Annotated in this window: 20 protein-coding genes; 8 read left to right on the top strand and 12 right to left on the bottom strand. The window is 42.2% G+C overall.

Features of this window, described 5'->3' with window-relative positions:
• Positions 1–47: 47 nt before the first annotated feature.
• The 7 genes from cysD to ACQY73_RS21780 all read right to left on the bottom strand — a co-directional run bounded on the left by cysD (position 48) and on the right by ACQY73_RS21780 (position 6,245).
• Positions 48–980: a sulfate adenylyltransferase subunit CysD gene (gene cysD / locus ACQY73_RS21810; protein WP_428654922.1), complete on the bottom strand. Its 933-nt coding sequence runs from the start codon at positions 978–980 to the stop codon at positions 48–50.
• A gap of 62 nt (positions 981–1,042) precedes the next feature.
• The gene (locus ACQY73_RS21805) at positions 1,043–1,762 is read right to left on the bottom strand and encodes a phosphoadenylyl-sulfate reductase (protein ID WP_428654919.1); all 720 of its coding nucleotides are present in this window, start codon (positions 1,760–1,762) and stop codon (positions 1,043–1,045) included.
• Positions 1,763–1,822: 60 nt separating this feature from the next.
• On the bottom strand, positions 1,823–2,185 hold the full coding sequence (locus tag ACQY73_RS21800) for a hypothetical protein (RefSeq protein WP_428654917.1): 363 nt from the start codon (positions 2,183–2,185) through the stop codon (positions 1,823–1,825).
• A 9-nt stretch (positions 2,186–2,194) separates the two neighbouring features.
• Complete coding sequence (locus ACQY73_RS21795; RefSeq protein WP_428654915.1) at positions 2,195–2,632, bottom strand: hypothetical protein; 438 nt, start codon at positions 2,630–2,632, stop codon at positions 2,195–2,197.
• 28 nt (positions 2,633–2,660) lie between these two features.
• Positions 2,661–3,851: a trans-sulfuration enzyme family protein gene (locus ACQY73_RS21790; RefSeq protein ID WP_428654913.1), complete on the bottom strand. Its 1,191-nt coding sequence runs from the start codon at positions 3,849–3,851 to the stop codon at positions 2,661–2,663.
• 108 nt (positions 3,852–3,959) lie between these two features.
• Positions 3,960–4,865, bottom strand: a complete 906-nt coding sequence (locus ACQY73_RS21785) for a sulfite exporter TauE/SafE family protein (protein ID WP_428654910.1) — start codon at positions 4,863–4,865, stop codon at positions 3,960–3,962.
• Positions 4,866–5,063: 198 nt separating this feature from the next.
• A complete protein-coding gene (locus ACQY73_RS21780; RefSeq protein WP_428654908.1) occupies positions 5,064–6,245 on the bottom strand; it encodes an acyltransferase family protein in 1,182 nt (393 codons plus the stop codon).
• A 135-nt stretch (positions 6,246–6,380) separates the two neighbouring features.
• Between ACQY73_RS21780 and ACQY73_RS21775 the strand changes: the two genes are divergently transcribed.
• On the top strand, positions 6,381–7,454 hold the full coding sequence (locus ACQY73_RS21775) for an MBL fold metallo-hydrolase (RefSeq protein WP_428654906.1): 1,074 nt from the start codon (positions 6,381–6,383) through the stop codon (positions 7,452–7,454).
• Positions 7,455–7,524: 70 nt separating this feature from the next.
• Here the strand turns inward: ACQY73_RS21775 and ACQY73_RS21770 are convergent, their stop codons facing one another.
• The 5 genes from ACQY73_RS21770 to ACQY73_RS21750 all read right to left on the bottom strand — a co-directional run bounded on the left by ACQY73_RS21770 (position 7,525) and on the right by ACQY73_RS21750 (position 16,366).
• Positions 7,525–9,342, bottom strand: a complete 1,818-nt coding sequence (locus tag ACQY73_RS21770; protein WP_428654904.1) for a glycogen synthase — start codon at positions 9,340–9,342, stop codon at positions 7,525–7,527.
• A 472-nt stretch (positions 9,343–9,814) separates the two neighbouring features.
• Positions 9,815–10,504 carry a response regulator transcription factor gene (locus ACQY73_RS21765; RefSeq protein ID WP_428654901.1) on the bottom strand — a complete coding sequence of 230 codons (690 nt, stop codon included), beginning with the start codon at positions 10,502–10,504 and terminating at the stop codon, positions 9,815–9,817.
• Positions 10,505–10,619: 115 nt separating this feature from the next.
• The gene (locus ACQY73_RS21760; RefSeq protein ID WP_428654899.1) at positions 10,620–12,449 is read right to left on the bottom strand and encodes a sensor histidine kinase; all 1,830 of its coding nucleotides are present in this window, start codon (positions 12,447–12,449) and stop codon (positions 10,620–10,622) included.
• Between the two features lie 45 nt (positions 12,450–12,494).
• Positions 12,495–13,226 carry a GLPGLI family protein gene (locus ACQY73_RS21755; protein ID WP_428654897.1) on the bottom strand — a complete coding sequence of 244 codons (732 nt, stop codon included), beginning with the start codon at positions 13,224–13,226 and terminating at the stop codon, positions 12,495–12,497.
• A gap of 158 nt (positions 13,227–13,384) precedes the next feature.
• Complete coding sequence (locus ACQY73_RS21750) at positions 13,385–16,366, bottom strand: outer membrane beta-barrel protein (RefSeq protein ID WP_428654895.1); 2,982 nt, start codon at positions 16,364–16,366, stop codon at positions 13,385–13,387.
• 45 nt (positions 16,367–16,411) lie between these two features.
• Between ACQY73_RS21750 and ACQY73_RS21745 the strand changes: the two genes are divergently transcribed.
• From ACQY73_RS21745 to ACQY73_RS21715, 7 genes are all read left to right on the top strand, one after another.
• The gene (locus ACQY73_RS21745; RefSeq protein ID WP_428654894.1) at positions 16,412–17,254 is read left to right on the top strand and encodes an aminotransferase class IV; all 843 of its coding nucleotides are present in this window, start codon (positions 16,412–16,414) and stop codon (positions 17,252–17,254) included.
• A gap of 9 nt (positions 17,255–17,263) precedes the next feature.
• The gene (locus ACQY73_RS21740; protein WP_428654892.1) at positions 17,264–17,809 is read left to right on the top strand and encodes a hypothetical protein; all 546 of its coding nucleotides are present in this window, start codon (positions 17,264–17,266) and stop codon (positions 17,807–17,809) included.
• A gap of 5 nt (positions 17,810–17,814) precedes the next feature.
• Positions 17,815–18,294: a helix-turn-helix domain-containing protein gene (locus ACQY73_RS21735; protein ID WP_428654890.1), complete on the top strand. Its 480-nt coding sequence runs from the start codon at positions 17,815–17,817 to the stop codon at positions 18,292–18,294.
• Positions 18,294–18,731, top strand: coding sequence for a hypothetical protein (locus ACQY73_RS21730; RefSeq protein WP_428654888.1), 438 nt, complete (start codon positions 18,294–18,296; stop codon positions 18,729–18,731). The genes ACQY73_RS21735 and ACQY73_RS21730 overlap by 1 nt, the downstream gene beginning before the upstream one ends.
• Positions 18,732–18,768: 37 nt before the next feature.
• On the top strand, positions 18,769–19,533 hold the full coding sequence (gene map, locus ACQY73_RS21725) for a type I methionyl aminopeptidase (protein WP_428654886.1): 765 nt from the start codon (positions 18,769–18,771) through the stop codon (positions 19,531–19,533).
• 2 nt (positions 19,534–19,535) lie between these two features.
• Entirely contained in the window at positions 19,536–20,045 is a 510-nt protein-coding gene (locus ACQY73_RS21720; protein ID WP_428668517.1) for a cupin domain-containing protein, read from the top strand.
• A gap of 144 nt (positions 20,046–20,189) precedes the next feature.
• On the top strand, positions 20,190–23,483 hold the full coding sequence (locus ACQY73_RS21715; RefSeq protein WP_428654884.1) for a 3-coathanger stack domain-containing protein: 3,294 nt from the start codon (positions 20,190–20,192) through the stop codon (positions 23,481–23,483).
• Positions 23,484–23,486: the final 3 nt, after the last annotated feature.

Raw genomic sequence — 23,486 nt, 5'->3', positions numbered from 1 at the left:
GAAAACAGTCATAGCAGACTACAATTTCACTTTCAAGGCTACACTTTCTAAAAATATCCTCCTTTTTTGCGGTCTTCCATGGCCGCTTCGGTTTGTTGGTCGTCGATACGGGTTTCGCCGCGTTCGCTGATGCGCGTTGCTTTGATCTCGTTCACCACTTTTTCAATAGTATCGGCATCCGACTCAACCGCTGCGGTACAGGTCATATCACCAACCGTGCGAAAACGAACCGTTTTAGTAACGATCACGTCATTTTCATCTTTGAAAATAAAATCCGCATTCGCCAACAAATTGCCGTCACGCAAGATCATTTCCCGCTGATGAGAGAAATAAATCGTTGGTAATGGAATTTTTTCGCGCTCAATATACGACCATACGTCCAGCTCTGTCCAGTTGGAAATAGGAAAAGCGCGTACATTTTCGCCCTTGCTGATCTTGCCGTTAAACAAATTCCACAATTCAGGACGTTGACGCTTAGGATCCCATTGACCAAACTCATCGCGGAACGAGAAAATCCGCTCTTTGGCGCGGGCTTTTTCTTCATCACGACGAGCGCCGCCGATACATGCGTCAAATTCAAATTCTTCAATGGTATCCAGCAACGTAAAGGTTTGCAGCCAGTTACGCGTAGCATTTTTACCGGTCTGTTCTTTTAAACCCTTAGCTTTAATGGTATCTTCTACCTGACGTACAATCAATTTTGCTCCTACTTCATTAGCGAGCCAATCGCGGTATTGTGTTGCTTCAGGAAAATTATGTCCCGTATCGATATGTACTAATGGAAAAGGAATTTTGCCGGGAGCAAAGGCTTTTTGGGCCAGACGAACAAGGGTAATTGAATCTTTACCACCCGAGAATAACAACGCGGGACGCTCAAATTGCCCGGCCACTTCACGCATAATGTAAATGGCTTCGGACTCAAGTTGATCCAAATAGTCCTGACGTTGGACAATGGACTCCGGATTTTGAATAGTTGACATGATGTATCGTGTCTGATTTTGTAATTTACTTTTAAAAGAACGGGCTTGCTCTCCAAACGCTTTTATTTAGCGTGCAATCCGCATTCTTTTTTGCTTTCATCTTCCCACCACCAACGGCCGGCGCGGAAGTCTTCCCCTTCGCGGATAGCGCGCGTACAAGGGGCACAACCAATACTTACAAACCCTTTGTCGTGCAGTGGGTTATAAGGCACATTCTGAGCTTTCACGTAGCTTTTTACTTCTTCAAATGTCCATGGCAAAAGCGGATTGTATTTAAACAGATCATGGCCGCCGTCCCACTCAATGGCCTGCATATCGGTACGGTTCGGGGATTGCTCGGCGCGGATACCTGTTACCCATATTTTTACCCCTTTCAACGCACGGTTAAGGGGTTCCACTTTACGAATAAAACAGCACTCTTTGCGATTTTCTACCGACTCATAAAAACTCAATGGTCCTTTTTCCGTCAGCAGTTTTTCAACCGCTTCGTTTTGGGGAAAAAGTACTTCGATCTTGGTATCGTAGCGATTGTTGGTTTTCTGTAAGGTAAGATACGTTTCAGGAAACATGCGTCCTGTATCCAAGGTAAAGATTCGAATATCAATACCGTTAGCTAAAATCATATCTGTAATCACCTGATCCTCGTACCCCAGACTGGTCGAAAATGCCACTTGTCCGGGAAACAATTCCGCCAAAAGGCGTAATGCTTCGACTTCGGTTTTGCCTTGCAGTAATTCCTGCAACGACGAAGCTGTATGATGGGTTAATACATCTGCCTGCATTTTAATTCTATCGAATTTGTATTATATATTATTTTCCACTAAAACACTTTTGTGCTTACGTCAGACAGGCTCAAAGCCCTTGTAATAAAATCGTTGATGAATAATTTGATCGTTTTGCCAGCGTTGCACAAACGCTTCTCTCAATCGTTGCGGGCCGCGTTTTTTGCTGTCAAAAACAATGTCCAGTTCACCCGCCACTAATCCCTTTCCCGTATCTATTACTACCGAAACAACTTTGATGTTCAGGCTATTGACACCTTCTAAATTAGCTGCTTCGTATTGCCGTAACACATCTTTTCCCTGTATTGGTTCGTCAGTGTTTTCTATTTGAATAATTTCCTCCGCATACCATTCGTCTATTGCTTCAAGGGTTTTGCCTTGCTCAATGAGTGTTTGGAAACGGGAGAAATTTTGTTTCAGCATACCGTTAATTTATTTTATTTCCATCCACCACTTTATCGTTTCTAATTGTTCCTTTTCAATCTTTGTTAATACATCATTATTTGAAATCATTTCAAAGGTATTTTTACATGCCTCTGCACCATAATTTTCTTTTAACCAAAATGGAATCTCTTCTACACTTTTATCCCAATTGCTTAAAATTCTTTTCAGAATTGTCTCAAGGGCAACCTGTGTTTTAGGCTTGATTTCTCTCAAAATTTGCCCTGCAAACTCTTGATCTAAAGTCTTGGTTAATATTCTTTGGTCGCCTTCAAAGACATTAATTACTCCTTCAATTATTAATTCATCAGATACGTTTGATAAAATTTTTATCAACTGTCTAATTCGTAAATCTCCAATTTCAGGATATTTATCTGCCGAAATATAAACCTCATTAGTCAATTCGTTTGCTGTAAGCGGGAATTTCATATCTGAAATTTATATTTCAAGAATCTATTCAAATTTTCTCAGCAACTACCTCCGCACTCACAACTGCTGCCTGCGTAAAATCTTCAATCAGATCTTCCACCGATTCCAAACCTACCGAAATCCGAATCAATCCTTCTGTAATTCCCAAGGCTGCTTTCTCGTCAGACTTCAGTTTAGAGTGAGTTGTTGTGAACGGATTCGTAATAATGGTACGGGTATCGCCCAAGTTTGACGACAAGGTTGGAATGGTTAAGGCTCTCATAAAAGCACTTACGCGCTCAAATCCACCTTCCAATTCAATGGTCACGATGGCTCCGCCGGCATTCATTTGTGCTTTGGCTAATTCGTATTGTGCATGACTTGGCAAATAGGGATAATTGACTTTTTTCACTTCAGGCAATGCCTCCAACGCTTCCGCTAAACGCAACGCATTTTGGCTGTGGCGTTCCATACGAAGTTCGAGCGTTTCCAAGCTTTTGCTCAGTGTCCACGCGTTAAATGGCGACATCGAAGGTCCGGTATGGCGACAGAAAAAGCGTATCGGCGCAATATATTCAGCTTTACCAACCACAACTCCACCCAACACACGACCTTGGCCATCCATGAATTTAGTCGCTGAATGCACGATCAAATCTGCGCCAAAATCAACGGGCGTTTGAAGGATGGGGGTTGCAAAGCAATTGTCAACGTTAAAAATCAAATTGTGTTTTTTACAAATCCGACCGATCATGGCCAAATCGACCAGTTCCAATCCCGGATTGGAAGGTGTTTCAAGGTATACCATGCGGCTGTTAGGCTGCACAGCGGCTTCCCACTGTTCTTCGGTTGCATCAGCATCCAAATAAGTATACGTTATACCCCATTTGGCAAAAATCTGCGTAATGATCTGATGCGCCGACCCAAACAACGCCCGACAAGCCAAAAGGTGATCACCTGATTTCAGAATTCCCGCCATACTTGCAAACACCGCTGCCATACCCGTAGACGTAGCAAGGCCGTCTTCTGCACCTTCCAACATGCATACTTTATCCACAAATTCCTGAACACTTGGATTCGAAAAACGGCTATAGATATTGCCTTCTTCGGTCTCATCAAAAAGTGCCTTGCCCTGTTCGGCCGATTCAAATGAGAAGCTTGAGGTAAGAAACAATGGCGTAGAATGTTCGCGGTATTGTGTCTTTTTGGTTTGGATGCGAATTGCTTTGGTCTGACGTTTCATACTTTTCCTGAAAATTTAGACCTGAAACTTTTGTAGACCTTGATTTACAAACATTTCAAATCTTTTATAATGACCTAATTGAGTTAGGCCGCAAAATTACACATTCTGCTACAATATCGCTTTCAAAACAACTCTTAATCCTAAGAATATTACCAATAAACCCACGATCACCATCAATGGCTTGCGGTTTACTTTATTCACCAGGTAAGCGCCAAAGGGTGCGGCAATCATGCCACCGAGCATTAATCCAAGCACTACTTGCCAACTGTTGATCCCTTCAAAAAGCAGAAATGTAACACCACTGGCAAACGCCACGGCAAATTCAGCAGCATTGACCGAACCAATGGTATAACGCGGATCACGACCACGACCAATGAGCGTAGAAGTCACAATAGGGCCCCAACCTCCTCCGCCAACGGCATCCATAAAACCACCAAAAATGGCCAAGATGCCCAGTCGTTTCGTTGGCTTTTTAACATTTGTCTTTTTGATCCCTTTGCTTACGATAATGCACCCCAAAACCACCATATACGCTGATATATAAGGCTTAATGACATTGCCGTCAATCACATCCGACAGCAAATAAGCGCCTATGATTGAACCGATCACCCCGGGAATCAATAAAGTTCTGAAAAGCTTTTTATTGATATTTTTAAATTTGAAATGCGAAATAGCCGAAGCTCCTGTTGTAAACATCTCAGACAAATGAACGCTTGTACTGCTTACGGCAGGCGGTACGCCCAAGGTCAATAAAAAGGAAGTAGCGGTAGCGCCATAGCCCATGCCCAGTGAGCCGTCTACCAGTTGCGCCCCAATACCTACTAAGAGGTAAAATACCAAATCGGAGTTAAAGCCGTCTTTGAAACCTTGCAACGTAAAACTCCCGGCATGTTTGTAAAACAAATAGCCTAAAATAAGTGTCAACAGCCCAATTGGGATTCCAATCCACAGCCATTCCTCAATGTTTCTTGGTTTTTCGGTAGGTACACTCGGCGTTTTTGTAATGGAACTCATATCCTTTTAAAATTTTATCTCGGTAGGAATGTGATTGTGATAATGGCTGTATTTTCAATGTAATGTTAAAAGCCTAATACCATATATAGTATATTGATTATATAGGCAATTTTACATAAATTAAATGCCGTTTTTTGGACGGCATTACAAAAGTAGAAGCTATATTTAAAAAGTCCAAAGAATCGGCTTAAAAACTTATTAAATCCTTACAAAAATCCGATTTTTGTACATCCAGTGCAAAATCAGCCATTCCACCAAAAGAATTAAAGTCCCCCGTACGAGCGACTCATACGTGATTCCAACTACTTGATCATAAGTAGAAGAAATATGTATCTGTATAGAGTGATGAATAAACTCTACTATTGTATGGGAGATTACATAGGCTGCAATGGAGTTAGTCCCGATCACGATCAACCAAAAAAAAGCTTTGCGATACCCTTGAATATCTACCAACCAATAAAAAGCAGCCAATAATAAGAAACACCATCCTCCGCTAAACAATACCCAAGTTGGCGTCCAGATGCGTTTGACATTGGGACAAATACCCAGCCAATTGAGCAGCGATCCTACTATTAAAAGACTGATTCCCAGCACGCCAAATCGTTTGACTTTCTCCATTGGTGCCGAATCTGATTTAAGCCATTGCCCGGCCAACAAACCTAAAATCATGGTTCCCAATGTTGGAATAAAGCTCAATGTAGAATAACCGCCTCCATTCCGAATGAACGGTTTTTCACGGGGAAAAAGATTCATGAACCACTGGTCAAACGCCCATGCAGCGTTAGTATTTTTATTCCAATGGGCGGCAAATCCCTGCAAATTATGCTCCCAATCGGAAGTAACACCTACGGCAGCATAATCAAAATCAGGACCGGGCAACGGATAAACAGCAAAGAAAAGCCAATAACCTACTAAGATAGTCGACAAGGCAATAAGTTGTGTACGAAAGGTTCGAAAACCAAGCCAAAACAATACAGGATATCCCAAACCAATTTGACTCAAGGTATCTTCAAACGTAAAATTGGTTTGCTCGCGGTGCATCGAACGCAGAAAAACGCCCAGAAAAATAAGAATCAACGACCGCTGAATCGTATGCCAAAACATGGCTCCAAAATTTTGTCCTTTGGCCACGCGACTCGCGATAGAATACGGCAATGCCACGCCTACCAAAAATGAAAACGAAGGTTGAATCAGATCATGCAATGAGCAGCCAACCCATTCGACATGGTCTTGATTGTAGGCCAAAAAAGCCCAAAAAGAATTGCCGGGAAGGGCTTTGGAAACATGCCCGAATTCGAGTACTTCGGCCATCATCAAAAACATAACAAAACCTCGGTAAGCATCTACCGAAGAGATACGGGCGGGTAAGGTTGGGGCCATAGTGTTAGGAAAAGGTTTATATGCCAAAGTAAACAAATGTGATTTTATAACCTGCAACGAACTATGCTGCATTGACACCTGTTTCTGATACTACTGAATTTCATCACTTTGATACCTTTCTTCCGCTCTAAAAAAATGCTCATCGGCGTCGCTTTCTTACTGTCTTTGGCAGCAGGTTTTTACTTCTTTATGTACGAAGATTTTAAATGGGAACCGGGCGGCTATCGTTCAAATCCTGATCTGAAAACTGTCCGAACCGATTGGAAAGGCAACCCTGTCAATCCGGATGGGCGTTTTTTGAACGAAGATATGGACGCATTGCCCGGTTTTAGCGATCTATGGAAATGGCAAAGCGAAACCAATCCTCAAAAAGCCGAGAAAAAAGCGGATACGTTTCGCTTGAAAGTTATAAAAGACAACCATTTTTTGGAGGGAAATGACGATTGCATTATTTGGCTGGGACATGCTACTTTTTTTATTCGTCTCAACGGCATTCGCATCTTAACCGACCCCGTGCTGGAAAGCCCTTCAGCCTTGATGAAACGCTATTCAGAATTGCCCGTAGCAATTTCTGAATTAAAGGACATGGATTATATTCTTGTCTCGCACGACCACCGCGACCATTGTGACGAAAAAAGCCTTAAAACCTTAGCGCTTCAAAATCCCAATGCTACCTATTTGACAGGACTTAATTTAGACAAACTTCTCCAAGATTTTACAAAAAGCACCAAAATACAAGCTGCCGGTTGGTATCAGGCGTACCAAACCGATACATCCAAGATCGAAATTATTTACCTGCCCGCTCATCATTGGGGAAGACGATATTTAAACGATACTAACAAACATCTGTGGGGAGCCTATTTGATTCGAGCCAATGGAAAGAGTATTTACTTCGGTTCTGATTCCGGATACGGAACACATTATCAGGATTTTGCCAAATTATTTGGCGGAGTAGATGTGGCGTTGTTGGGAGTAGGAGCTTATAAGCCCGAATGGTTTATGGCGGCGAGTCACGCAGGGCCAAAAGATGCGGTACACGCCGCGCATGAAATGAATGCCAAACGAATGATTCCAATGCATTACGGCACCTTTGATTTGTCAGATGAGCCATTGGGAGACTGTTACCGAGTGCTCCAAAAACTGGAAAAAGAACCAGCGAATAAGCAATTGATTGATTTAGTAGACGTGGGAGAAATTGTGAAGCTATAAATGCAAAAAAAACGTCGGCGAGGTTTTGAACCTCGCCGACGTTCACTGCGACGTTAATAACACTAAGTAACTACATCACTTTCGTTTTAAAAGCTTTTTTGGCTGCCAAGTCATGGGCCGTATCGTAGTAAGAACGGAGATTTCCCCAATCAAAAACATCAGATATATTCTCTACTTTATTACGCTGTTGAATACGTTCGCGGAGGTTCATTCTCACAAACTTGAACAGAATATTAGCCAATTGGTCAGCGGCTTGGTCAAAATCCTGGGTTTTGCGATTGATTACGTAAATGCCCCGGTTTTCATAATCACGCATGATCTGCATGATAAAATCTCCAAACCCTGACAAATCGCTGGTAACGGTCGGAATACCTCGCACTACGCACTCCAAAGGAGTATATCCCCACGGTTCATAATAACTCGGAAATATTCCCAAGTGACATCCCCGCACAAATTGCCCGTAATCCAACCCGAAAAGTGGATTTGTTGAGGCAATAAAATCCGGGTGATAGACAATTTTAACGCGGTCCTGTTCGTGATTTTTCAATCCTGAACGCTCACAGTATTCCGTGATGGCATCGGGTTGTTTGAGATCGTGGGTCACGTACGGTGGCAAGCGTTTCGTTTTCCATGTTTGAATGGTACGACGAAGGCGCAAACGCCAATATTCATCCACAAATTGATTCAAATCAGGCAAATGATGGTCGGACGAAGAAGCAGAAGCTAAGAATAATTTATCGCCCAACTGTTTTTCAATCGCGCTGCAAGTGTCTTGAATTTCACCCAATACCGCCCGTGACTGAAGTACGTCCGGATTCATGGAATGGTAAGGCTGACGTGTCACAATAAACATCACCACCGTCATGTCCATCTTGGCCTGTACCATTTTCCAGTTCAACCGAGCCAAGGCTTCCATCGTAATGTCATAGCCTTTATTAACAAATTCGTAGCGGCCCGACGTGAAGAAGTAAAGTGTTTTGTCCAGATTGAATGAATAGCTTTGGAAAAAGTGACCCATGATAAACCGATGGATGTTTTCCTTATACTTCATGTGCAGGTTCTGAAACTCGTGTACCGCTGCAAAACGCTGAATATTAAGCCCGTTTGGCAAAACCAGATCAGGATATTTCCCTAAAAACACCTCACATTCCCGCGCTGTTACATCACTTACCGTTGTGCTCACGTGGGCACTCAGGTACGCAAGACGTTCGACGGTTGCCTGCGCTTCAATTCCGTAGTGCCGTGCTTCGTGTTTCCAGTCAAAAAAGGGAAGTTTATGGTAGAAATCGCGCTCGTTGGAGGCAATATACCGCCCAAGCATCGTGGCGTGCGTGGTGAATACAGTGGCGATGCGAACATCGTCTTTGCGTAGATCCGGCAATCCCGAACTTGCCATCCATTCGTGAAAATGCGCCGTGATCTCAAATTTTTTGGCGTAATCTTCCGCAAATTGGGTCAAAAAAACGCGCACCATTTCGCCAAAACCCAGTGTTTGATTGACGAGATCTTCAATATTGACGGTCGAAATCTGATGGCGTTCCCACAAACCATATTTTATACGATCCATTTGGTTCAACACACTTCTTATATCGAACAGCACGACGCGCGGTTTACCCGTAATCAGCCAGTAACCATACTCGACCACCAAACCGGCTTCGCGCATTTTTTCAACGGTTTGGTAGATCCCCGACCCGTCGTCTGAAGTAATGGGCTCATATTCAGTCAACGCACGTTGAGGAAAATAAGGCCCTAAACATACATAGTCATCGCCCCATTGGTCAACCATCGCAGGCACTTTACTCCGAATCACGGTATAAATTCCTCCCACTTGGTTGCAGACTTCCCAAGCGACTTCAAATAAGAGGGCTTTTTTAGGTTTTTTTTCCACGATTAATGAAGATTTTTAATGTACAATTTTTAATTCAAAATGTACAATTTTATGATTTTAGAATTGCAATAATAATGTTTATTTGCTTTTTTTCAAGGGAAATGAACATTAAGGATAATGTTGAGTCAATACTCGTTACCTATGCTGAGAAGGTTTTGGTGGTGCTTGTCCAAAACACAACCTGCTCTTTGTTTCTACATCTTCAAAAATCAATGTACAAACCTGCTGTCTTTCAATGATGTGGTTTAATCTCTGTGTATTTATCTGTCACACTGCTTTATTTTTGAAAGCCTCCGACCTTCTGTTTTCTAATCATCTACCCCAAAGAATTAATCCGGTTATAATCAATGACTATACTCTCAAGTGTCCTTGAAAAGCCTATGACCGGAAAAGCTTTACATTTCCATGCCAACAATACTATAAAAAATAATGATACTATCCCTCATTCAGGCGGGGATTTTTGGAAGTTTTCTTAGCCCTCGCATTTAAACAAATACCCAACGCCTTTGAGTGTGACGATTTCGAGGGAAGTATCTTCCCGTAAATAGTCACGCAGGCGAGTGATATATACATCTAAATTGCGGGAATTGAAGAAGGAATCATCGCTCCAGACGCGCATCAGAATGTCGCGGCGGGCAACGGTGAAGTTACGGTTTTCCGCAAATATGGAAAGAAGCTCTGTTTCGCGGTGAGAGAGTTTACGCAGGCTGTCAGCGCGGTGTAACTCGTACTTATGAGGATAAAACGTATATGTTCCCAACAAGATGCTGCCGTTAGGGGCTGTCAACACAGGTTTAGCGTTGGTCAATTGAAGTAAATTCTGAATTCTGACAATCAATTCTTCCATACTGAAGGGCTTGCGTACATAGTCATTTCCTCCCGCCTGAAAGCCTTTCAATACATCTTCTGTTTGAGTTTTAGCGGTCAGAAAAATAATGGGCATCTCGGGGTTTAATTGGCGAATATCCTGCGCCAAGGCGTAGCCGTCGCGATGCGGAAGCATTACGTCCAAAACACAGATAACGGGTTGAAACGCTTTGAATTGCGCAATTACATCTCGGCCGTCAGCTACCATGCATACATCAAATTGGCGACTTTCGAGGCTTTCTTTCACAATTTTTCCCAGAAAGGGTTCGTCTTCTACGTACAGTATTTTGGTCATGTTGGGTTGTTATTCTGTAGGGACGGGACCCGCAACTGCGTGCCGTTTGCCTCCGCCCTATTTTGTCCGTTGCTCTCGTAGATATGCCGATTTGGGGCGGATGTAAAGCCCGCCCCTACAATTTTGGAATTATTATGGTGAAAACACTGCCTTTATCTAATTCACTTTCTACTTTGATGCGTCCGCGATGTTGTTTAATGACCGATGACACATAGTTCAATCCTAAGCCATAACCTTTCACGTCGTGCGTATCGCCCGTGGGAACGCGGAAAAATTTATCAAAGATTTTATCCAAGTATTCCTTTGGAATGCCAATGCCGGTATCGCTGACCGAAAGGGCAATCTCATTCTCTGTTTCCTTTAAAAACAGTGAGATGTATGGGTTTGATTCACTGTATTTAAGAGCATTGTCCAGTAAATTATAAATGACATTTGTTAAGTGTATTTTATCTGCGGGAATCAGAAAAGAGGCGCCGACTTTCTCGAATTCTACTTTTGCTCCGTACTTTTCAAATTGCAGTTTCATCGAATTCAAAACCAATTGAATTACTTCTGCCAAATCAATCGTTTCAAGTGAAAGCGACAATCCCTGCTGCTCAAAAGTCGCCATTTTCAATACTTTATCGACCAACAGCGTCAGGCGATTTAGCTCACTTTTGGAAATTTCGAGGTATTCTTTGGTCTGTTGTGGGTTTTGTGCGGCACCAAAATTTTGCAACGCTTCAATCGCCACGCTGACGGTGGCAATGGGTGTTTTGAGTTCGTGGGTAACGTTACTGATAAAGTCATTTTTCAGTTCGGTCAAACGGCGCTGTTGGCGAAGATTTCGGGAAATGGCACCAAACGCCAAACCTGTAATGGCCAGTAGGAAAAACGAAAACAAACTTTGGGGAACGATTTTCTTCAACAGAAAGCCTTCATATCCCGAAAATACCGCCGTATAAGTGCTTCCAAACGGCATAGTACTGGAAACGGCTGAAGTGGACAATGTTCGGTCGCTCGTTTCATTGATAGCAGAAGAGTCAGAAAGAGTTTTAGTTGCCCGACGGGTTACGTGAAAAGGTAAGTTGATCTTTGAGTTTCTGATTTGAAGCCCATAATTTTGCTTGATGTCTTTAATTTTAAGCGAATCTTCATCCAATCGAATGACAAAATGATTTTCACTCGGATTATATTTACGGGCTGCTTTGGCTGAAAATATCTGTTTTTCAGCACGTTCAATGACCGATATTCTCAAATTATTAGGTCTATCCGACATTGGCATGAGCGACAGAATGCTATCACGATTCGGGCGATTATACATCATCACTTTAGCCACTCTTCCAATCATTTTTTGCATCGTATCTGACGGATGATGCGATTTTACAATGATAATTTCAGATTTACCCTGCGGCGTTGTATCTGAAAGCATGAGTTTGGTTATGTCTAAATTTCCAATCGCATTTATATTAATAGATCGGATATTATCGGGATTGATTTTCCTTAAAACGTCTTGCAATTTATCTCCGGATACAAGCGGCATAGTATCCGCACCTGATGACCGAGCCATGCGCGCCGCTGTTTGTATATAAAACATATTAAAGGCTTCAGATGAGGCCACATTTTTAGCCTTTTCCTGCATTGTACGGATTATCTGAGGTTCCGGAGGAGTATTATTTTGCGTATAGTGAAAGGTGAATTTAGGCTTGGAAACCTTACTTTTTTGAACTAAAACCTGCGAATCAGGCAAAAACGCTTTTCTCATCGGCAGCGATATCTTCTTTTGAATCACCGAATCTTCCAATGCCTGAATGGTATTCTTGAACAAAATATCCGTCTCTTTTTGCAAAATGCTTTTTTGTTCATTGTACTCTTTCCGCAGCCAAAATACCTGAAAAGCCGCCAGTAACAACATACTGGCGACCATCAAAATCAAGGAGACACTATTTTGCCTGATTTGCTTCATTTTTAATACTGTCGTCTACGAGCAGCCGGTATCAGTAACACAAGGTTAGTTACGAATAATTCGAATTCCACCTTGGCCGCCCATTTCTTTCATGAATTCATCGCGTTTTTTGGTAAATTCCGCTTCGGTGATTTTTTTGCCGCCCGAGGGTAGTTTAATGTCTCCGGCCGCTAATTTCTTGAATTCTGCTTTTGTCAAACTATAGATCATATCACCTTCATTGACGTCAACTTCTAAGATCAATCCCGGCAATCCACCAAAGCCCGCCGGTCCGCTCGGTACCGGAATGGCTTCTGTAAACCACGCCACGATGGGCTGATTGGTGGCTTTGTTGGTCATCGTTGCTTTCATACAATCGTATCCCTGGATTTTTTTGGTTTCTCCCGCCAATTTCCACGGCATACGACGCAATGAATCTTCGATCAAAAACTTCTGTCCCGCCAATTCTCGCAATTCTACGGATTTTTGGGTTTCGTAGTTACGATACGTTTCATTTTGAGGAACGCGGATGACCATTCTTACGGTAGTACCATTGGCATCACTGTTCTCTTCTTCTTCATTCGGCTGAGCCGCTGCTTTAAATAATGACTCTGTAGCGCGAATCATGAGTTGCATTTTGTTGGTACGAAACTCCGGTACCATTGCCTTCATAGACTCATCCTGCATGCGTTTGTGCATGTTGATCTTTTGGTCATACAATAGTATTCCTTCGTTCTGCTGACTGAATGCTTTTAACAAAGAAAGTGTCAAAATTAAACTTAAAACGGTCTTTTTCATTGGTTTATGATTGGTTATTTATTTTTAAAGGATCTATTTTAATCTCATCGCTACCGGCACCTCATCCCGCCCTCCGGGCACCCTTCTCCTTAATAAGGAGAAGGGATAAACAGTATCACCCCTCTCCTTGTTTAAGGAGAGGGGCAGGGGGGTGAGGTTTAGCCTTGGCGTATCACGCGCATTCCGCCCGTTGGCATTCCGCCCATAAAGCTTTTGAGGCTGTACGTAAAGCTTAAGAGAAAATAGCGGCCCAACGAACGAATTCGCTCATCCTGTACGAAATTGCTCTGCGCAATGCGGTTGATACCAACGTTGCGATTGAGCATATCGACCACCGAAAACTTCAACTCTCCGCGGTTTCCTTTCAGGAAAAACTTAGAGACGGAGGCATTCCAGATAGGTACTTTTGCATTAAAGTCAGAGCCCGCAAAATTGTAAATGCTGTAATCCAACGTTGAGGTGAGGTTAAGTGTTTTGGTCACTTTCAGATTGCCTTCCACATCATAGTTTTGATTCACAAACGATTGATTCAGATTGGGATTGACCGAATACGACGTTTTGTTATAGGTAATGGCCGCGCTGGTAGACAGGTCAAGAATCTCTTTGTAGCGGTATTCCAGACGAAGTGTATTTCGGCTTTCGAGGCGACGCGTGCGGTTGTCTACGTCATTGACCGGCGTAATGCCCCGATTCAACATTAAATTGGTGGAAAAATTAACCTTCGTGCCAATCGCCTTTATTCGAAATCCTTTTGAAATATTGGTGAGAAGCGTATAGTCGTCTTTTACGTTAACGGGACGATACGTTCTTACCAAATTGGCATCTACCTGTTGTGCGTTGGCAATTTTGTTTGTCGTATAGGTCAGGTTGGTAAAGGCAAAAAAGTTACTGAAATTGAGCTGATTAAAATTGAAGAAATTCAGATTCAGGCGGTGATTGTATTCAGGGCGCAAGCTTGGATTGCCGGTTACGATATTGAGCGGATCGCTGTTATCTACGATGGGCGAAAGTTGCTGAATGCTTGGTTCGCGCACATCGGTATCGTACGTCAGGTTGAGGTTACGATTAGCGGCGAAATTGTATTGATAACGTACATTGGGCAATATATTCACAAACGTGCGTTCGATGTGCGTATTCTGTAAGATCAAATCGCCATCCAATGCCGATTGCTGCACACTTACACCCGTTGAGAAATTGTATTTCTTATCGTTCACCCGAAAATTCACTCCACCTCGTTGGTACGTAAAATCGTTACGGAATTGATTGCTTAATTTCGTATTGAAACTCGGCGCGCGTCCTTCACCGTTAACATCAAACACTTGTCGGTTTACGTCGTTTTGGGTAAGATTCAGGGCGTAATTCACTTCCAGGTACCTGCGTTTGCCGAGTGGCTCGGTGTAAGAAGCAGTCACTCCGTAGCTTTGTCGGTCATTTGTTTGCGTATTTGTTTGTCGCAAAGTATCTATCCGAGTTTTTTGTCCTGTTGGGTTATAGAAACTATTGACTGCGTGTAATGTTCCATCACGGTCGCTTTGTTCAAGCCCTAAAATAAAGTTGGTTGACAGCGTTCTTCCTTTTTTGCCAAACTTATGTCGCCACAATAATTCAGAGTTTATTTTCCAATTGTCTCCTTGGGCGTTTGATTGTCTCGTACCTTCATTTTCAAGCATGCCGGTTCCATTTATTGAACTGCTGCTGCTTCCCGTATTGGACGAATTTTTGGAATAGTTAAAATTATTGGTCCATTTCAGCGAGTTGAGTGAATCTATTTTATGATCAAGCGTTAGGTTGCCTCGATGCGTAGCGTTGGTCGTTTTTTGAGCCGTATTTTGGGTAGTTTTAAAATTCCCCGTTGGCAAGAAGCTCTCTCGATTGGTCTCACGTTCAATCAATTGATCCAGTTGGTTGTAGAAATAATTACTTTGCAGTTCGGTCTTTTTGCTGAGTCTATCATTGTAATTCAATCCCGCACCACCTGAGGTAACAAATCCGTTATTACGCCCGCCAAAGTTTAGCGGAATAGACGAATCATCGTCTGAATTGAACTGCAAACGAACACCCCCGCCCGACATCATGCGTTGCGATGCTCCCGTAAAGTTCATGTAATCGTCAATCGAAAAGCCCTGCTGATTGATGTTATTGGCCATTCCCAAAAACGACAGTTGGCGGGTTTTGCTGAAACGGTTAAAATTGGCTTTGAGTGAATAGCGACTGTCATCCCCCACGCCGGCAGTAACATTGCCAAAAATCCCTTTTTTCTTTTCTTCTTTCAACGACAGGTTTATTGTTTTTTCGCGTTGACCGTCATCAATGCCGGTAAACTGAGCCTGATCTGATTTTCGATCAAATACCTGCACTTTGTCTACGGCATCGGCGGGGAGGTTTTTTGTTGCCATTTTGGGATCACGGCCAAAAAACTCTTTGCCATCTACGGTTACCCGTCGTACCTGCTGTCCTTGAGCACGTACCGTTCCGTCGCGGTCCACTTCCACACCCGGCAGACGTTTAAGCAAATCTTCTACGGCGGCGTTGGGCTGCACTTTGAATGATCCGGCATTGTACTCAATGGTATCCTGTTTAATGGTGACGGGATCGCGCTCGCCTTTGATGACCACTTCTTTCAGATCTTTGGGAACAGGCGCCATTTGAATCGACCCCAAATCCAACAATTCTGTACTTTGAGGCGCGATGGTTTGATTCAAAGGTTGCAGGCCCATATAGGTAGCTTTCAGGAAATAGGTTGCATTGGCCACATTTTTAAATTCAAACGCTCCCGTAGCTTGTGATCTTGAAAATGAAACCAGAGAAGTATCTTTTCCGTCGAGCAGCATCACCGTTGCACCTTCCAACGGGCGATTGGCCGTATCACGTAATGTTCCTTTAATGGTCAATTTTTGGGCAAAAGAGGCCGAGGAAAGGAAAAGAAAAAAAAGCCCCGGCAGGGCGTAACGCTGATAGAAAGACATTTCTTTTTTGCCTTCTGCCAACGTTGTGTTCTGCCGGGTGCTCATTGTAACGAATTTATACAAATAACTCATGGCTGTAATGGGTTCTGAATGATTACGGGACAAAACTACGTCGGCTTTTGGCACAATCAGGTTAATGGTCGTTGAAACAATGTTAATTAAGGTTAATGCCAAAAATCTTATCTTTGCATTTACTCATCTTAGACATCTTCTATCACCATGCATTGCTACTTCAACGGCTACATTATACCTGTCGAACAGGCTTCTGTTAAAATCAACGATCTTGCTTTATTGCGCGGCTACGGGTTGTTTGACTACTTCCGCACCTATAACGGCGTTCCTTTTCAGTGGGATTGGTATTGGGCGCGCTTTACCCGTTCGGCCGAAGTGCTTCGCTTACCCGTTGCGCTTACGCAGACTCAGACGGCGGATATTTTAGCAGAACTTTATCGTCTGGCCGACAAACCTGATATTTCATACCGTTTTGTACTAACAGGCGGCTATTCGCCCGACAGCGTCAGTGTGGTGGAACCCAATTTTCTGATCATTGCCGAAAACCTTCCCAAAGACAATCCCGAAGGACGTTTCAGAGGTATAAAAGTATTGCCATACGAGTTTGTGCGCGATCTGCCCGAACTCAAAAGCACCAATTATCTCCACATGATCCGTCTGGCCGCCGAAATGAAATCGCAGGGCGCAGCGGATCTTTTGTATCACAAAGACGGTGAAGTTAGCGAGTTGACGCGCAGTAATTTCTTCATTTTCAAAGGAGATACACTCATTACGCCCGACCAAAATATCTTACACGGTATCACACGTCGTGTGGTGTTGGAATTGGCCGAAAAGGAATTTAACGTGGAAATTCGCCCGCTCAAAGTGGAAGAATTGGAAGACGCCGACGAGGCTTTTACCACCAGTACTACCAAGTGGGTGATGCCGGTAGTGCAAATCGGTCGCCAAATCGTGGGTGATGGAAAACCCGGTCCGCGCACATTGAAGTTGCTGGAACAATTTGAAAAGTTGGTTGTCGAATATGGTGTAATTGAAAAAATCAACTTTTAAGTTTATTTAATGGAAATTAGCGGTATTTTTACAATCCAAAAAAGTACCTTGTTCTCTGTGGCTTATGATGGAGAAGTCATGGAATTCAAACGACTTTTTGACCAATGGATTTCTGACATTGCTTATTTAGAAGCCTTTTTTGAAGAAAATAAAGCTGATTTAAATAGTAAATTTTATAGTTCAATAAGTATCGAAGAAGCGATACAAAGGACAAGAAAACAAGCAGTTCTCTTTAGAAATAATTTCCTGCAATTAATTCAAAATCCAAATTCGGAGAAATTGCAGTTTATTTTTCGACCACTCAATAACAGCGAGTATAAATTGAAGTCACTTTCTAAAGAAAAATCACAAGCTGATTGGTTGAGAATATACGCTGTAAGAATTAGTGAAAATACTTATGTAATATCAGGAGGCGCTATCAAACTTACTCAAACCATGAATGAAAGGCCTCATTTACAGGCTGAACTTCAAAAACTGGAAATGACCAAACGTTTTTTAATAGAGAATGGACTAACTGATGAATCAGATTTTGGATTTGTTGAATTTGACTACTGAAAATCATGAAAAATCAACAACTTATTGAGAACCTAAATCAAATCGCCCAAGTAGATACTACTTGGATGGATGATGGTATATATTATGAAAACAATCAGGAGTGGCTTGAGCGCTCTGCTAAAATTGCTTTAAAATTACTTCGCACTTTACGGGAGAATAAGATTAATTCTATCTATCCAAGCTCACAAAAAGAACTTGCTGAGCGGATGGAAGTGAGTCCTCAACATATAAACAAAATAGCAAAAGGGATTGAAAACTTAACCCTTGAGACGATTAGTCGTTTGGAAAAAGCGTTAAATATTCCATTGATTGAGCTCGCTAATGATTATATTATTACGAATGTACATGAGCAACTTGAACTTGCAGACACATTCAGTTTCAGTTCAAAAGAATTAGTTAATGAACAAATGACTATCCTACAACAGGAGATGACTGAATGGAGCGCGCAAAAAGCAGGAGAATATTCTTACGCGATGGCAGCATAATGGAAAACATAGAAAAAATCATTGAGTTCAACCTTTTCAAAATAATAACAGAGCAATTCGCTCTAATCCCCGGCTCCTTTGAAGAAGGTAAAGAGGTAAAATTAAAGCCTGAATTAAATTTTGGCATTGATAAGCAAAATAAACGGATCATGGTTAGTATGCTTTTTCGTTTTGAGCAGGAAAACAAGCCTTTCATCATCCTTAAAGTAGCCTGTTACTTCACTATTGCACCGAATGATTGGGCACAATTTGGAAAGTATGACTTCAATACTGTCGTAATTCCACAAGGTTTTGCCACGCATTTGGCCATGCTTACTATTGGAACGTTGAGAGGCGTTCTTCACGCAAAAACTGAAAATACCACATTCAATCGTTTCATCATTCCTACCTTCAATGTAACCGGCCTGATCAAAAGCGATGTTATTTTTAATGAATAATGTCTCATATTGATCAATTATATACTGTAATAATATCATGTCCATCACCAATCCTGCCGAACTCGTCGGTATGCAAAAAATCAGCGAAGCCGTCGGCACGACACTCAAAAAAATGCGTGAATACGCCCGCCCCGGCATGACCGCGAAAGAATTGGATGATTATGGCGGTGAAATCTTACAGACATTCGGCGCGAAGTCGGCACCGCGACTTACGTATGGTTTTCCGGGTTGGACGTGTATCAGCCTAAACAACGAAGTAGCTCACGGTATTCCGTCTGAAAGAAAGATTTTGAACGAAGGCGATCTCGTTAATATTGACGTTTCGGCTGAATTGGGGGGATTTTGGGCTGACAACGGCGGCTCTTTTGTATTGGGAGAAGATAAAAATAATCATTTACGCCTTGTCAACGCTTCAAAGCAGATCCTTCACAAAGCCATTCACCAAATAAAAGGAGGTGTCAGAATTGCTGACATTGGAAAACTGATTGAAACTGAAGCTAAAAAGTCAGGCTATCGGGTCATCAGGAACCTGGTAGGGCACGGCGTGGGAAGAAGTTTGCATGAGGCCCCCAACGAAATCCCTTGTTTTTACGACCGTTTCAATACGGGTCGTTTCAGAAAAAACTCCATCGTGGCTGTCGAAACATTCATTTCAACCCGAGCCTCTTTAGCGCACCAAAATGGCGATGGTTGGACGTTCGTAACCAATGACGGCAGTTTTGTGGCTCAACACGAACATACCATCATGATCACCGACGGCAAGCCCGTCATTTTAACCGAAAGCAACGAAATTTGGAATTGATGATGAAACCGGCAAATTATTGGGTTGAAAAATACCAAATGCAAACGCATCCCGAAGGAGGCTATTTTACTGAAACGTATCGCTCTGCAGAAATTATCTCAAAAGGCGCGCTTCCATCTCGTTTTTCGGGCAACAGGAGCTTCAGCACCGGGATTTATTTCTTACTGGAAAATCATCATTTCTCTGCCTTGCACCGCATTCAGGCCGATGAAATGTGGCATTTCTACGCAGGCGGGCCTTTGAATGTGTATGTTATTCACACAGAAGGCAGCCTTGAAATCATCAAATTAGGTCCAAACCCCGACAACGGAGAAGTATTTCAGGCAGTAGTTCCGGCGGGAACATGGTTTGGGTCCAAACCTGCGGCCGACAGTGCGTATTCGTTGGTAGGCTGCACCGTAGCACCGGGCTTTGATTTTGCTGATTTTGAATTGGCAGAACGGGCGGATTTATTAACAACTTATCCACAACATGAGGAAGTGGTTCGGTTATTGACGCTTGAAAAGTACTAATTTTAATAATTCAATTGTAAAATCATCTTTTTAATAAGATTCTAAAAAAAATAGTTTTTTGGCGCATAAAACGGTATAAAGTATACCAAAAACAACTTTATTATATTAATATAGCCATAAATCTTCCACTAAAATTTAATATCAATGGCGAATAAGATTCGCATTAATTGGGTAGTCTTATTTTATTTAACAACCCTATACACTATTTCTGCCAATAGCCAGTCTATTTCTATAACTTCCGACAATTTCTACTCTCTTTGTGCAGGGTCAATCATTAGCGTTCCTGTATCATTGTCAGGCTCATGGGAACCTGATAATAAATTTGTACTTAAACTTAAGGAAAATTCAGGTCCAAGAGATACCACTATTTATATAACTGCCAGTAATACTTCCTCTCCTTTGCAATTTCAATTACCTAAATTATATGCTGAGAAGAACCGAGAATGGAAATTGTTTTCCATCGCAAGTATTAGCTCTACTAACCCTGTAGTTGTCAGCAATGAAAAACACTTTGATGTTGGCCTTTTGCCTACTATTCAACTGGAAAAACCTATGCAAGCTGTTGACGTTTTTCCTATTTCAAGATTTCCTAATGAATATACTAATCCGGGGCAAGGGCGGTATGTAGGTCTTAAATTATACCGAGGCGATGGTAATGTTATCGGTAAATTGGCTGACAGCACCCTCTGGTACTTAGGAGGAGAATGGGGATTGTCTCCTAATCAAACAACTGTTTATCAACTGGTTAAAATTCAGAACAATTGTGGGATTGGAAAAGTATTGCCGCCCAATACCATTACAGTTAAGGTAAATCCATTTAAACTGAAAATAACATCCGTATACCCCAAAGCAATTTGCGAGGATCGAAAAATTAACGTCAATATAGATTACACAGGTGAACTTAATCCTGAACAGGCAGTGATTGAGATCGCCAATATCAAAGGCGATACGATCACGCAACTTCCTACAACAGTTATGGATGCCCGCAGCTTTACAACCACTCTGGCAAACTCTTTTTCGCCGGGAACATATTTTGTACGAATAAGATCAACTGTCCCTGACGCAGCGACCGATTTTGTTCCGATTTACATAAAAGAATCTCAAAAAATTGAATTGAATTGGCCAATAGAAGCCACTAATCCGATAGATTACAAAAAAGAGGTAAGGCTTAGAATAAACAGTATTGGAGCTTCAGACTCCAACAGGCCTTTGACACTCAAACTCTCAGACGGTACCATTGTCAATAACTTTAATAGCTATAGTGGTTCAAGCTCCGGATATTACGCCGACGTTTTGTTAAATCCTGAAAAAACACATTATTATCGAGTGGATTCATTGATAACAACTTGCGGAATTTCTCAGGAATATACGGTTTCGGGAGAACGGGCACTGATTGTAAAAAGCGATTTTTACATTGAAAACTTATCAAAGCTTATATACTGCGAAAGCGAAAAACTAAAGTTAAAAATTAAATCATCTCTTTTGTTTACTAATAATACAGTTTTTACCGCTAAACTTCATCTGAGCAACGGCACCGTTTTGTCATTGCCAACCACTCGAATTTCCTCCGACAGTTTGGAATTCACGATTCCCGTAGCTTCGTTTTTTGAGTCCACAGCCTTTTATTTTCAATTACAACTGGAATCCAATTCCCCGACAGCTTTAAGTTCGTTGTATTGGCAACAAATTAACGTGACTCAAAAACCTGTCCCGGTAACGGCATGGGCAACTACTCCGCTGACAAATCCCGGAAACGGTTACCTCTTTTTTTTATTCAAAGGAGGGTCCCCTGCTTCCTTGATATTTACCGATGGGCAACGCGACGATACGGTATCTGTCTTCAGCATCACCAATGAACATACAAGAGAGATTTTGTTAAATCCGCTCATTGTACAAACCACTTCTTTCCGCTGGAAGTCCATCGAAAACAGCTGTGGAAAAACCGAGAATTTTCCTGTTCCGGAGGTTACGATAACCGTTGCCAATACCGCTCAGAAAAACATTTTCATCATAAAAAGCCCTAAACAAGTTTGTTTGGGAGGCACCTATACAATTGAAATAAAAACTGCCGGGACTTTTTCTACAGAAGATGAGTATTTAGTTCGGTTGGTACGATATATCAATTACGTCCCTGTCGTTTATGAAATAGGCAGAGGCAGGTCAAAAATTTTATCCATCCAGATCCCGACCAATGTACCTGTTTCGGCAGACAACAATTTCTGCAAATTTGTTGTCTCTTCGGTTCAGACGGAAGCCGACAATCTGCCAACCGCCTTTCGCGAAGCGTCCTCATATATTACAGTCAACCAAACAGCTTCTCTGTTTGTGAATACGTTTGATTTAAACAGAAACAGCATTTTAAGTAAGACTGTTGATCTGTTAAAGGGAGAAAGTGTGCCGCTTATTATACACTCTTCCACTTCTAATTCTAATGAACCTTATAATGTTAAGATCAATAGTACTTGGTATAATTATGCCGCCTACGTGAATAATAACTCCGGCATGGTAAACGGTCTTTACATTAATATAAAGCCCTCCAACGATACGCTGTTAATATTAAATGCGCTGGAAAATATTTGCGGAGTTACATCCCTGAATGACACTGTAAAAATCAAGGTAAGACCTTATCGAATCCAAACCGCACTTGTCGAAGCAGGTATAAGATGTCAGCAAAGTATCGTGGATGTAATGTTCTCTATCGAGGGCAATCCGCAAAATGTACCGACTGACTACAAAGTGTATTTCAGACCGATTGCGCCTTATGCTCAGAAATATCCTGATTCCCTTCGATTTGAGGCCCCGGTTGTCACAAAGCGCCCTTTTCATTATACAGTCCAAATTCCTGATATGCCCTATGAGGGCGGTTTTGGGGTTGAGGTAGAACCCTTAAGCAATGAAGGTCATTTCGCCAAAAACTATCGTTTGCCTCAAATTTTTATTTATAAACGCCATCAGGTCAAATTGACCGCTTCGGATGGTGCCTCTATTTTATGGGTTGATGGCAGTAACTCATCTGTCTACCTGAAAGCCGAAACACTCAACTCCAACACTCCTCGTTGGGACGGCAAAACGGTGGTAAATCCCACTACTTTCGGAGGAACAACCATACAGGCATACACAAAAGTGACGCCTATATGGGCTTCGTCAACGCCCGGTAATGTATATACTTTAGCCGACATTGAAAGCGTATGCGGTTATGGTCAGGCAATAGGAGAAGTACACGTAAAAAGGTGTTATGGAGACGTAAATCCGGGCTATATCTATTCGGACAGTAACGAGTACTATTCCGGCAGTACTATTAAAAGCGGCGCTCCGGTCATTAAAAACAACACGTTATTTTCTGCTAAAGAATCCATAGAATTAACTCCCGGCTTCAAAACCGAAGGCCAAACACTATTCAGCGCTGAAATTAAAGGATGTGAAGTAACTAAGCCATAAACT

The sequence above is a fragment of the Runella sp. genome (assembly GCF_965279615.1).
Taxonomy (GTDB): domain Bacteria; phylum Bacteroidota; class Bacteroidia; order Cytophagales; family Spirosomataceae; genus Runella.
Note: the sequence above shows the minus strand (reverse complement) of the source record. Positions and strands in the feature narration are given on the sequence as shown.

Bases quoted from the DNA above. Each gene is read 5' to 3' on its own strand.
- cysD (WP_428654922.1), bottom strand. From the start codon at position 980: ATGTCAACTATTCAAAATCCGGAGTCCATTGTCCAACGTCAGGACTAT.
- ACQY73_RS21805 (WP_428654919.1), bottom strand. From the start codon at position 1,762: ATGCAGGCAGATGTATTAACCCATCATACAGCTTCGTCGTTGCAGGAA.
- ACQY73_RS21800 (WP_428654917.1), bottom strand. From the start codon at position 2,185: ATGCTGAAACAAAATTTCTCCCGTTTCCAAACACTCATTGAGCAAGGC.
- ACQY73_RS21795 (WP_428654915.1), bottom strand. From the start codon at position 2,632: ATGAAATTCCCGCTTACAGCAAACGAATTGACTAATGAGGTTTATATT.
- ACQY73_RS21790 (WP_428654913.1), bottom strand. From the start codon at position 3,851: ATGAAACGTCAGACCAAAGCAATTCGCATCCAAACCAAAAAGACACAA.
- ACQY73_RS21785 (WP_428654910.1), bottom strand. From the start codon at position 4,865: ATGAGTTCCATTACAAAAACGCCGAGTGTACCTACCGAAAAACCAAGA.
- ACQY73_RS21780 (WP_428654908.1), bottom strand. From the start codon at position 6,245: ATGGCCCCAACCTTACCCGCCCGTATCTCTTCGGTAGATGCTTACCGA.
- ACQY73_RS21775 (WP_428654906.1), top strand. From the start codon at position 6,381: ATGCTCATCGGCGTCGCTTTCTTACTGTCTTTGGCAGCAGGTTTTTAC.
- ACQY73_RS21765 (WP_428654901.1), bottom strand. From the start codon at position 10,504: ATGACCAAAATACTGTACGTAGAAGACGAACCCTTTCTGGGAAAAATT.
- ACQY73_RS21760 (WP_428654899.1), bottom strand. From the start codon at position 12,449: ATGAAGCAAATCAGGCAAAATAGTGTCTCCTTGATTTTGATGGTCGCC.
- ACQY73_RS21755 (WP_428654897.1), bottom strand. From the start codon at position 13,226: ATGAAAAAGACCGTTTTAAGTTTAATTTTGACACTTTCTTTGTTAAAA.
- ACQY73_RS21745 (WP_428654894.1), top strand. From the start codon at position 16,412: ATGCATTGCTACTTCAACGGCTACATTATACCTGTCGAACAGGCTTCT.
- ACQY73_RS21740 (WP_428654892.1), top strand. From the start codon at position 17,264: ATGGAAATTAGCGGTATTTTTACAATCCAAAAAAGTACCTTGTTCTCT.
- ACQY73_RS21735 (WP_428654890.1), top strand. From the start codon at position 17,815: ATGAAAAATCAACAACTTATTGAGAACCTAAATCAAATCGCCCAAGTA.
- ACQY73_RS21730 (WP_428654888.1), top strand. From the start codon at position 18,294: ATGGAAAACATAGAAAAAATCATTGAGTTCAACCTTTTCAAAATAATA.
- map (WP_428654886.1), top strand. From the start codon at position 18,769: ATGTCCATCACCAATCCTGCCGAACTCGTCGGTATGCAAAAAATCAGC.
- ACQY73_RS21720 (WP_428668517.1), top strand. From the start codon at position 19,536: ATGAAACCGGCAAATTATTGGGTTGAAAAATACCAAATGCAAACGCAT.
- ACQY73_RS21715 (WP_428654884.1), top strand. From the start codon at position 20,190: ATGGCGAATAAGATTCGCATTAATTGGGTAGTCTTATTTTATTTAACA.